Source organism: Longimicrobium sp. (assembly GCF_036280135.1).
Lineage (GTDB): Bacteria > Gemmatimonadota > Gemmatimonadetes > Longimicrobiales > Longimicrobiaceae > Longimicrobium.
On sequence record NZ_DASURI010000367.1, the window covers coordinates 1 to 9,110 of the forward strand.

Genomic DNA, 9,110 nt, shown 5'->3' on the forward strand with positions numbered 1-9,110 from the left:
GTCGGCGCGCGGCGCGGGTGCGGCCGCGGGGCGCGCGGTGACGGGCGCGCACGCGCTCGCGGCCACCGCCGTGGCGGCCAGGGAGCCGATCCAGAATCTGCTTCGCACGTGTTGCTGATGGATGAAGGGAGGGAGGTTCGCGAGGTGGACGCGGAAACGTATCGCCCGCGGGGCCGGCGCGCTTCAGCTGCTAAAGAAATAGCAGATAGGCGGGGGATGACGCAACGTGCCGGCGCCGGGCGGCGATCCTTTCCTTCGTCCGCTCAGGCCGGATGCACCGCGATGAGCGCCGCTGCGCTCGGCGGCATCGCCCGGATGGCCATCCGCTACGACGCCCGCGCGTCTGCCGTCATCTCGTGTACGTAGTCCTGGATCATGCGTCCAATCTTCGAGCCCTTGCCAGAATCGCACGATCCCGTGCTTTCGCGAAATGCGGCCAAAGCAAAGCGCGGTATCGATCCCGCACTTCACCGAGTTCAATCCCGCGCTGCCGAACTTCCTCGCTCGTCCACTGATCCGGGTTGATCCAATACTCGGATTTATGCTCACAGATTCCGGCGAGCTCCGGATCGATGTGCCTGATCGGGATCGCCGCTGCCGACCAATACCGTGAAAGTTGTGCTTCGATGTCATAATCCCTCGGTTTCCCCTGTCCGAGATCGCGATAATAGAGGTAAGTCTCATTCAAAGCCGTGGAAATTGAGCGTAGGGCATTATCCCGAAAGTCTCGCCGGTCCCGGGAAAATGCCGCGAATTGCTCAAGCATCCCGAGCAGCCGCTCAGTCACCCATTCAATCATGTTTGCTTCGGGTTGGCATTTGGCCAGCTATCGCGCGTCGTGACACTCGCGCCGCGTGAGTTGAATGACCAGAGGATTCACGACAGCTTGATACCCCGCGCGATCCACGGTGCTCTCCTAAACGAGGGATTTGCTCATGCGGATTCAATGCAACCAACAGCAGGCTACCCCCTCGCCGCTACCGACGGATGAAGAACCCGCTGCCGAAACTCCTCGGGACATCACCAAGCAAGAGGACAGCGACTTCATAGCTGTTCAGGCGGAGAGCGGCCGCCGCATGCGTCCCTTCATTACTGAACGTTACGGCGAGGCCGAATAGCGCCGGCTCACGAGAACCCAGGCGCGATGCTGCAGCACCGACGCATTCATGCAGGAGACGCGCGGTAGATACGCGTACAGCCAGTCCCTACCCCCACGAACGGAGATCCAGCATACAGATGGTCCTGCATCAGATGGCGATGCGGGGCCGTTCACGCGTCATCCCGCATCGACGCGGCGCGCTACGACGCGGACGCGGGCAGGGGGATGTGGAAGCAGCAGCGCGGGCGCTCGCCCTTGTCGCACTGCTCGCGGACGGGGACGCCCACGATCTCCGTCAGCATCGCCTCGGCCAGCTGGCAGACCTGGGGATGGCCGGGCACCAGCGCGGCCAGGGGACAGCTGAAGCCGCGGATGGTGACGGCCCCGTCCGCCTCCTCGATCTCCGCCACGCCGCCCATCTCGCCCAGCACGCCGTACGCGGCCTCAATGCGCATCCGCACATCGGCGCCCTCGCGGCCCCGTCCCGCGCCCGCCCGCCGCCCCACCTCGCGCAGCAGCCCGGCGAGCTCGTCGGGGCCCATCCGCTCCCCCAGCGTCTGCAGCAGCACGCCCAGCACGGGCGCGTACGCCTTGGGCAGCAGCGCGTCGGCCGCAGGGGTCAGGGCGTAGAGCTGCGCGGGCTTGCCCACGCCGCGCACGGGCCCGCGGCGCTGCTCCACGAGCCCGTCGCGCTCCATGGCAGCCAGGTGGGCGCGCACGGCGTTGTCCGTGAGCCCCAGCGCGCCCGCCAGCTCGCCCACCGCCGCCGGCGCGCGGCGCAGCAGGGAGATGATCTGCCCGCGCGTGCTGCTCAGCAGCCGCTCGATCCACTGGCTTGCCTGCATGCACTCTCCCGGTTGGGGTTCCGTCGCGGAATCTAGGGTCCGGGCGGAGTTTTGTCCATTACACAATAAAATATTTGACATATTGGATGAATACACCTACCATACGTCCTAACCCCTGCTGGATTCCACCGACAGATCAAGGAGCACCGGATGAACCGCATTGCCGCAGCAGCACTCGCGCTCGCCCTGGCCGCCGCGTGCGGCGAGGCGTCGGACGACGCGCCGGCCTCCGACGCGAGCACGTCCGCATCCGCCCCGTCCGCATCCGCCCCGTCCGCCGCCGCCCCGTCCGCCGCCGCCGCCCCGACGGATACGACGGCGCCCCCCGCGGCCGGTGGCGTGACGGATCCGCAGATCGCGGCCATCGTCGTCGCCGCCAACGACGTCGACATCCAGGCGGGGCAGCTGGCGAAGGAGCGCGCGCGGAACGCCGAGGTCAAGGCGTTCGCCCAGCGGATGGTAACGGACCACACGGGCGTGAACCAGGCGGCCACGGACCTGGTCACGCGGCTGGGCGTCACCCCCGAGCCCAACCCCACGAGCCAGCAGCTGACGACGGACGGCGAGCAGGCCCGCCAGCGCCTGCGGGGGCAGACCGGCGCGGCGTTCGACCGGGCGTACGTGGACAACGAGGTGGCGTACCACCAGGCCGTGCTGGACGCCATCGACCAGACGCTCATCCCCGGCGCCCGGAACGCCGAGCTCAAGGCGCTGCTGCAGCAGACGCGGCCGGCCGTCGCCGCGCACCTGGAGCACGCACGCCGGCTGCAGGGCACGCTGGGCGGCGCATGAGACGGGCGTCCCTGGCCGCGCTCGCCCTGGCCGCCGCCGCGTGCGGGACGGGCGCGTCCGCCCCCACGGCGCACCGCGTGGAGATCCGCGCCTTCCGGTACCTGCCCGACACCGTCACCGCCGCGCCGGGCAACACGGTGGTGTGGACCAACGCCGACGTGGTCCCGCACACGGCGCGGGCCGCGGGCGCGTGGGACACGGGGGAGATCGGCGCGGCCGGGGAGGGGCGCATCGTGGCCGGCGCGCCGGGGACGTACCGCTACGACTGCGCCTACCACCCCACCATGCACGCGGTCCTGGTGGTCCGCTGAACACCCTGCCGGGAGAGAAGGCGATGGAAGGACACGAGGGGGAGCTGACGGGGCCGGACCTGCGCCAGGGCGTGCCCGCGGCGCAGGTGGACGAGGGCGAGATGCTGCTGGGGCACGCGGACGGGCAGGCCGTCCTGCTGCTGCGCACGGGCGGCGCCCTGTACGCCGTGGGCGCGGCGTGCACGCACTACGGCGTGTCGCTGGCGGACGGGCTGCTGGCGGAGGGGACGATCCGCTGTCCCGCGCACCACGCGGCGTTCGATCCGCGCACGGGCGACGCCGTGCGCGCGCCGGCCCTGCGGCCTCTCCCCTGCTGGGAGGTGGAGGAGCGCGACGGGACGATCTTCGTCACCCGCCCGCGGACGCCGGAGGCGAAGACGGTGGAGCCGCGCCGCGCGGCCCGGGCGGACGCGCCGGAGTCCATCGTCATCGTGGGCGCGGGCGCCGCCGGGTCCGCCGCGGCGGAGCGGCTGCGGCGCGCGGGCTACGCCGGGCGGCTGACGATGATCGGCGCCGAGCCGTCGCCGCCGTACGACCGGCCCAACGTGTCCAAGGACTACCTGGCCGGCACCGCGCCCGAGGCCTGGATGCCCCTGTGGCCCGACGCCTGGTTCGCCGAGCAGGGCATCGACCTGGTGCTGGGCGCGCGCGCCACGAAGATCGATCCGGCCGCCCGCGAGGTGCGCACGCTCTCCGGCGGGGCGTACCGCTACGACCGGCTGCTGCTGGCCACCGGCGCCGACCCCGTGCGGCTTCCCATCCCCACGCGGGGGATGGCGCACGTGCACTACCTCCACACGCTCGCCGACGCGCGCGCCGTGATCGCCGGCGCGGGCGCGGCGCGCACGGCCGTCGTCGTAGGCGCCAGCTTCATCGGGCTGGAAACGGCCGCCGCGCTCCGGGCCCGCGGGCTGGAGGTGCACGTGGTGTCGCAGCACCGGCACCCCATGGGACAGGTGCTGGGCCCGCGGGCCGCCGCGTTCATCCAGGCGCTGCACGAGCGCAACGGCGTGGTCTTTCACCTGGAGGAGAACGTGGCCGCCATCTCGCCGGAGCACGTCACCCTGCGGGGCGGCGCGCGTCTGGCGGCCCGGCTGGTGGTGGTGGGGATCGGCGTGCGGCCGGGTGTGGGGCTGGCCTCGTGGGCGGGGCTCGCGCTGGAGAACGGCGCCGTGGCCGTGGACGAGCACCTGGAGACGAGCGTCCCCGGGATCTTCGCCGCCGGCGACCTGGTGGCGTGGCCGGATCCGCGCACGGGGCGGCGCATCCGCTCGGAGCACTGGACGGTGGCCCAGCGCCAGGGGCAGACGGCCGCGCTGAACATGCTGGGCGAGCGCCGGCCGTTCGACGACGTGCCCTTCTTCTGGAGCGCGCACTACGACACCACGCTGCGCTACGTGGGCCACGCGGAGCGCTGGGACCGCATTGACGTCGCCGGCGACCTGGAGTCCGGCGCGGCCACCCTGGCGTTTCGCGGGCGCGGCGCGGACGGCGCGGAGCGGGTGCTCGCCGTGGCCACGTTGGGCCGCGACCTCGAGGCGCTCCGTGCGGAGGCGGCGCTGGAGCGGTACGACTGGGATGCGCTGGACGCCATGGCCGCCGGCGCGGAGGCCGTTGCCGCCTAGCCAGGCTCTCCGGGCGGGCGGCGGCTTGGGAGCAACTGCGTTCTCACGCAGAGGGAGCAGGGGCAGCAGAGTACTTCATCGCGTGACGAAGCACTCCGCTGCCCTGCTCCCTTTCTCGATTCCCCCGGTTCTGCGCGACGAGCATCAAGCCCGATGCTCGTCATCCAGCCCGGGCAACCTTTTCCCGATCGCGATCGGGTGGATGATGCGCACCGGCGGATTTCCGCGCCCAGCGCCTGCATCACATCATGCCTCCCCGAAAAAATTCGGATCCCGTCCCCTCGCCGAAAGCAGCCTGACTACCAAGGGACGCCGTCATCCTGCTGGTTCCATCCGGTCCGCAACCGGCCGTCGCACGGCAGAAACCAAGCACTTCCAACCTCCCCCAGCAGTTTTGGGGGAGGTGCGAGCCTAAGCGAGCGGAGGGGGCGTTTCGCGCGGGTTCCGCCACCGTGCACGGCCATCCGAATCGGCCGCTCTCCCTTCGGTCGATCCGCCGCTCCGCGGGAATTACGGCTGCCCCGGCGCGGCCTCGGCGATGATGCCGAAGGTGAGACCGTCCGCGATGCCCTCCACCGACGCGCGCAGTCCCTGCGGGCCCGGCGGGCCCATCGTCCACTCCACCGTGGCGAAGCCCTGCGCGTCCGTCACCGTCGAATCCGCCGAGAGGGTGCCGCCGCCGGCCGTCACGACCCAGCGCACCGTCACGCCGCCCACGGCGCGCCCGGCCTCCGTCACCCGCACGCGCACGTCGGGGCGCACGGGGCGGCCGGCCGTCTGCGTGGACGGCAGGTTGCCGACGGACGCCAGCTCCCGGGCCGGCGCCTCCGTGCCCGTCCCCGTCCATTGCACCGTACGCGGCCCGCCCGCCGTCTGCACCGTGGCTCGCGCCGTCAGCGCACCCGTCGCCGTCGCCGTCCAGTCGTTCTCCGTCCGCCCCTGCCCGTCCGTCGTCGTCACGGGCGCCCGCAGGCCCGCCCCGCTCCACTCCACCGGCAGCCCCGACACGGACCGGCCGTCCGCCAGCCGCGCCCGCAGCCGCAGGGCATCCGGAAAGGCGCTCCCCACGGGCGCGGACTGCCCGTCGCCCTCCGTCTCCAGCACGAGGTCCGCGGGCGGCACACCCGCGGCGCGGAAGCCGACGGTCGCGCCGCCGGACCGCGCCTCGGCGCGCTGGGGCTCGCCGGCCTCCGCTCCCAGGCGCCACGCGGCCGTGGCCTCGCCGGCCGCGTCCGTCTGCGTGGGCTGGGGCAGGCTGCCGCCCCCCGCCCGCACCTGCCAGACAACGTTGTGGCCCGCGACGGGGTTCCCCAGCGCGTCCGTCACCCGCACGCGCAGGGGCGCGGGCAGGTCCGCGCCCAAGACGCCCGTGAACGACGTGTCGCCCACGGCCATGAGCGCCGCCACGGACCCCGGCCGCGACCGCGCGCGAAAGACGACCGTCAGCTCGGTCCCGGCGCCGCCGCCCACCCGCGCCTCCACGCGCTGGCTGTCCGCCACGGACGCACCCAGCACCCACGTGGCCCCCGCCTGCCCCTCGTCGCCCGTCTGCTCGGAGGCGGGCGTGACCGTGCCGCCGCCCGCCGCCGCGAAGCTCACGGTGCGGCCGGCCAGGGGACGGCCCTGCGCATCCACCACCCGCACGACGAGCATCTCGCCCAGCGCGCCGCCCGCCGTGCCCTGCTGGTTGTTGCCCGAGACCACCTCCAGGGCGGCGGGGCCGGGCGGCCGGCCCGTCGTCACCTCCCGGCAGGCGCCCAGCAGGACGGCGGACAGGAGAAAGAATATCGCTCGGAACGTCATCGTCTGCATCGAAAAAGGCCGGCAAGGGACCGGCACCGACCGGGAGAAGACGCGGCGGAAGACCGATGGTCCTGGCCCGAACCGTAAAGGTACGGCTCCGTCCGCCGGCGGCAAAGCGCAAGGCGTTACAGCTCCACCTCGCCCTGGATGCACGTGTGCGTGGGCCCGCCTACCCACACGGTGCCGTCCGCGTCGCGGTCGATGCGCGGGCGGCCGCGGCGGTCCAGGCGCGTGCCCTGGCTGGCCACGTACGGCGCCGTGGCACGGCCGCTCTCCAGCAGCCACTGCGCGAGCGACGCGTTCAGGCTGCCCGTCACGGGGTCCTCGCGCATGGCGCCCTGGTCGTCGCTGAAGACGGCGCGCACCTCCCACGCGCACTCCGATCCGGGCGGATACGGTCCCGCGATGCCCAGGTCCAGCGGCCCCGCGCCCGTCCACCGGCCAAAGTCCGGCTCAACGGCCAGCACGGCGTCCGCGTCCTTCAGCAGCACGGCCACCCAGCCGGGCCCGTTGTCCGCCCAGCGCGCGTCCACGATCTCGCCCCGGGCGATGCCCAGCACGTCCGCCAGCGTGCGCACGAGCGCCTCGTCCACGGGCCCCGTGCGCAGCAGCAGCGGCGCGGCGAAGGCCAGGCCGTGCTCCGTGCGGCGGATGGGAACCCGCCCCGCGCCGCACTCCTGCACGATGCGCCCGGCGTCCCGCGGCACGCCGCCGGCAGCCAGCCACGCGTGGCAGCTGCCCAGCGTGGGATGCCCCGCGAACGGGAGCTCGCGCGCCAGGGCAAAGATGCGGACGCGGTAGTCCGCCTCCGGCGTCGTGGGCGGCAGCAGGAACGTCGTCTCGGACAGGTTGGTCCAGCTGGAGAACCGCGCCATCTCCTCCGTCGTCAATCCCTCGCCGTCCACCACCACGGCCACGGGATTGCCCAGGAACGGCACGGGCGAGAACACGTCCACCTGCTGAAAGCGCCTGCGCATCGGGTCGGTGAATCGGGCGGGAGTCGCAGCGGCCGGGATCAGCCGTCGGGGAGAAGATACGCGGGACGGCGGCGGGGTGACAGGCGCGGCTTCATCCCCCGGTGCCCTCGGCGCCGAGCTCCACGCCGTACTGCTCGTAGCCGCACGGCGGACAGATGCCGTGGCTCAGGGGAAGCATGTCGAACCGGGATTCCAGGTTCGACACCACGCCGCCGGGAACGCTCACCCACGCCCCGCCAGGGGTGCGCACCCGCTGGCAGAAGCCGCAGACGCGCAGGGTGCGCTGGGCCCGCGGCACCTTGCGCAGGACCATCCACAGCGCCTTCCACGCGTCCCACTGCTCGCGGGAGACACGAATGGACGTGAGCGCGTCGTGGCTGCCCCGCACGGCGTTGCGCGCGCGGTCCAGCAGGTCGCCGCTCGTGCGGCGCAGGCGTTCGGATGCCGCGCTGAGCTCGGCGGCGCGGTCGTGATCCATGCAGTCCGGGTGCGGGATCGGACGGGAAACGGGTGACCACGGCAAGATAAACTACCCCGGGACGCCGCGTCAGGTTGGAACAGCATCCCCCCGAACGAGCGTGCTGCTCCCGCCCGCGCACCCCCCGACCGTAGATTGTGGGCGACACACGCACCTCCGCGCCCGCCATCAATCCGACGAATCCGATGGAATACCGCCTCGCGACCGAAGACGACGCCCCGTTCCTGGCCGACATCAACCGCCAGCTCATCGAGGACGAATGGGACGGCGGGGGGATGTCGATGGAGCGGCTGGAGGCGCGGATGCGCCGCTGGCTCGCGGAGGGCGACTACCAAGCCGTGCTCTTCCTGGAAGACGGCGCCACCGTGGCGTACTCGCTGGTGAGCGTGGACGAGGACTCGGCGTACATCCGCCACTTCTTCGTGCTGCACGAGCACCGGGGCCGCGGCGTGGGCCGCCGGGCCATCGGGGTGCTGTTCCGCGACATCATCCCGTCCACGGTGCGCGTGACGCTGGACGTGCTGGCCAGCAACCGAGGCGGGCTGGAGTTCTGGCGCTCCGTGGGCTTTCACGACTACGCCATCCGCATGGAGCGCCTTCCCGTCCCCGACGCCTCCGCCGGCTGACGCGGATCGGTTCCGGATGATCGCCCCCGCTACGCGCCGTCCTGGAACTCGGCGGACGAGCGCGGCGCGTGGGGGAGCTGGTCGTCCAGCGACTGGCGGTAGCGGATGCAGCCGCGCAGGAACTGCGGCCATTCGGGGACAACGGGCACGGGATCGGTGCGCTCGGGGAGCAGCGCCCAGAGCGCGGGGTGGTGCCAGCACAGCTCGTGGCCGGTGCCGTCGCGGTGCGCGCGGATGCCCTGCCGCAGCCGCCGCACCTCCGCGGTGAGCTCCTCGCGCGTCATCCCCTCCACGTCCTCGTCCATCGCTCCTCCATGGGTCAGGCGTTTTGATTTCTCGAGGCGCGCTCGCGTGGGCCTGCCTGTCTCACGGATCCACGGGCGCGACCAAGGGATCTTCCTGCATGACACGGACTCAGCCAATACGCTGGATTCCTGCATGGCGGTCAAGATCCCTGGGCCCTCACCCGGGTTCGCAAAGCTCACCCACCCTCTCCCGCAAACTGCGCGGGAGAGGGTGTAGACTTCCAACGGAGTCACTGCAGCGTGGCAGCG

General features: G+C 72.3%; 10 protein-coding genes. 4 read left to right on the top strand and 6 right to left on the bottom strand.

The window, feature by feature from the left end; genetic code table 11:
* Nucleotides 1-373: 373 nt before the first annotated feature.
* Together VFZ20_RS11505 and VFZ20_RS11510 are read right to left on the bottom strand one after the other, a co-directional pair.
* On the bottom strand, nucleotides 374-799 hold the full coding sequence (locus VFZ20_RS11505) for a hypothetical protein (protein ID WP_329684022.1): 426 nt from the start codon (nucleotides 797-799) through the stop codon (nucleotides 374-376).
* A gap of 500 nt (nucleotides 800-1,299) precedes the next feature.
* A complete protein-coding gene (locus VFZ20_RS11510; RefSeq protein ID WP_329684023.1) occupies nucleotides 1,300-1,944 on the bottom strand; it encodes a helix-turn-helix transcriptional regulator in 645 nt (214 codons plus the stop codon).
* Between the two features lie 150 nt (nucleotides 1,945-2,094).
* Here VFZ20_RS11510 and VFZ20_RS11515 point away from each other — a divergent pair, with 150 nt between their 5' ends.
* Genes VFZ20_RS11515 through VFZ20_RS11525 form a run of 3 tightly spaced genes read left to right on the top strand, consistent with a single transcriptional unit; the run spans nucleotide 2,095 to nucleotide 4,672 of the window.
* Nucleotides 2,095-2,736: a DUF4142 domain-containing protein gene (locus VFZ20_RS11515; RefSeq protein WP_329684024.1), complete on the top strand. Its 642-nt coding sequence runs from the start codon at nucleotides 2,095-2,097 to the stop codon at nucleotides 2,734-2,736.
* A complete protein-coding gene (locus VFZ20_RS11520) occupies nucleotides 2,733-3,047 on the top strand; it encodes a cupredoxin domain-containing protein (protein ID WP_329684025.1) in 315 nt (104 codons plus the stop codon). Before VFZ20_RS11515 ends, VFZ20_RS11520 begins: the two co-directional genes overlap by 4 nt.
* Nucleotides 3,048-3,070: 23 nt before the next feature.
* Entirely contained in the window at nucleotides 3,071-4,672 is a 1,602-nt protein-coding gene (locus tag VFZ20_RS11525) for an FAD-dependent oxidoreductase (protein WP_329684026.1), read from the top strand.
* Between the two features lie 510 nt (nucleotides 4,673-5,182).
* Here the strand turns inward: VFZ20_RS11525 and VFZ20_RS11530 are convergent.
* The 3 genes from VFZ20_RS11530 to VFZ20_RS11540 form a co-directional block, all read right to left on the bottom strand.
* Nucleotides 5,183-6,475 (bottom strand): Ig-like domain-containing protein, encoded by a 1,293-nt coding sequence (locus VFZ20_RS11530; protein ID WP_329684027.1) that lies wholly within the window; start codon nucleotides 6,473-6,475, stop codon nucleotides 5,183-5,185.
* 125 nt (nucleotides 6,476-6,600) lie between these two features.
* Nucleotides 6,601-7,452 carry a PhzF family phenazine biosynthesis protein gene (locus VFZ20_RS11535; RefSeq protein WP_329684028.1) on the bottom strand — a complete coding sequence of 284 codons (852 nt, stop codon included), beginning with the start codon at nucleotides 7,450-7,452 and terminating at the stop codon, nucleotides 6,601-6,603.
* A 91-nt stretch (nucleotides 7,453-7,543) separates the two neighbouring features.
* Nucleotides 7,544-7,930: a hypothetical protein gene (locus VFZ20_RS11540; RefSeq protein WP_329684029.1), complete on the bottom strand. Its 387-nt coding sequence runs from the start codon at nucleotides 7,928-7,930 to the stop codon at nucleotides 7,544-7,546.
* Nucleotides 7,931-8,115: 185 nt separating this feature from the next.
* Here VFZ20_RS11540 and VFZ20_RS11545 point away from each other — a divergent pair, with 185 nt between their 5' ends.
* Nucleotides 8,116-8,556: a GNAT family N-acetyltransferase gene (locus tag VFZ20_RS11545; RefSeq protein ID WP_329684030.1), complete on the top strand. Its 441-nt coding sequence runs from the start codon at nucleotides 8,116-8,118 to the stop codon at nucleotides 8,554-8,556.
* Between the two features lie 29 nt (nucleotides 8,557-8,585).
* On the opposite strand, the gene VFZ20_RS11550 is transcribed toward VFZ20_RS11545, so the two are convergent.
* The gene (locus VFZ20_RS11550; RefSeq protein ID WP_329684031.1) at nucleotides 8,586-8,861 is read right to left on the bottom strand and encodes a hypothetical protein; all 276 of its coding nucleotides are present in this window, start codon (nucleotides 8,859-8,861) and stop codon (nucleotides 8,586-8,588) included.
* Nucleotides 8,862-9,110: the final 249 nt, after the last annotated feature.

Coding starts and splice junctions, on each gene's coding strand:
- VFZ20_RS11545 (WP_329684030.1), top strand. CDS start 8,116: ATGGAATACCGCCTCGCGACCGAAGACGACGCCCCGTTCCTGGCCGAC.
- VFZ20_RS11525 (WP_329684026.1), top strand. CDS start 3,071: ATGGAAGGACACGAGGGGGAGCTGACGGGGCCGGACCTGCGCCAGGGC.
- VFZ20_RS11550 (WP_329684031.1), bottom strand. CDS start 8,861: ATGGACGAGGACGTGGAGGGGATGACGCGCGAGGAGCTCACCGCGGAG.
- VFZ20_RS11520 (WP_329684025.1), top strand. CDS start 2,733: ATGAGACGGGCGTCCCTGGCCGCGCTCGCCCTGGCCGCCGCCGCGTGC.
- VFZ20_RS11505 (WP_329684022.1), bottom strand. CDS start 799: ATGATTGAATGGGTGACTGAGCGGCTGCTCGGGATGCTTGAGCAATTC.
- VFZ20_RS11540 (WP_329684029.1), bottom strand. CDS start 7,930: ATGGATCACGACCGCGCCGCCGAGCTCAGCGCGGCATCCGAACGCCTG.
- VFZ20_RS11530 (WP_329684027.1), bottom strand. CDS start 6,475: ATGACGTTCCGAGCGATATTCTTTCTCCTGTCCGCCGTCCTGCTGGGC.
- VFZ20_RS11510 (WP_329684023.1), bottom strand. CDS start 1,944: ATGCAGGCAAGCCAGTGGATCGAGCGGCTGCTGAGCAGCACGCGCGGG.
- VFZ20_RS11535 (WP_329684028.1), bottom strand. CDS start 7,452: ATGCGCAGGCGCTTTCAGCAGGTGGACGTGTTCTCGCCCGTGCCGTTC.
- VFZ20_RS11515 (WP_329684024.1), top strand. CDS start 2,095: ATGAACCGCATTGCCGCAGCAGCACTCGCGCTCGCCCTGGCCGCCGCG.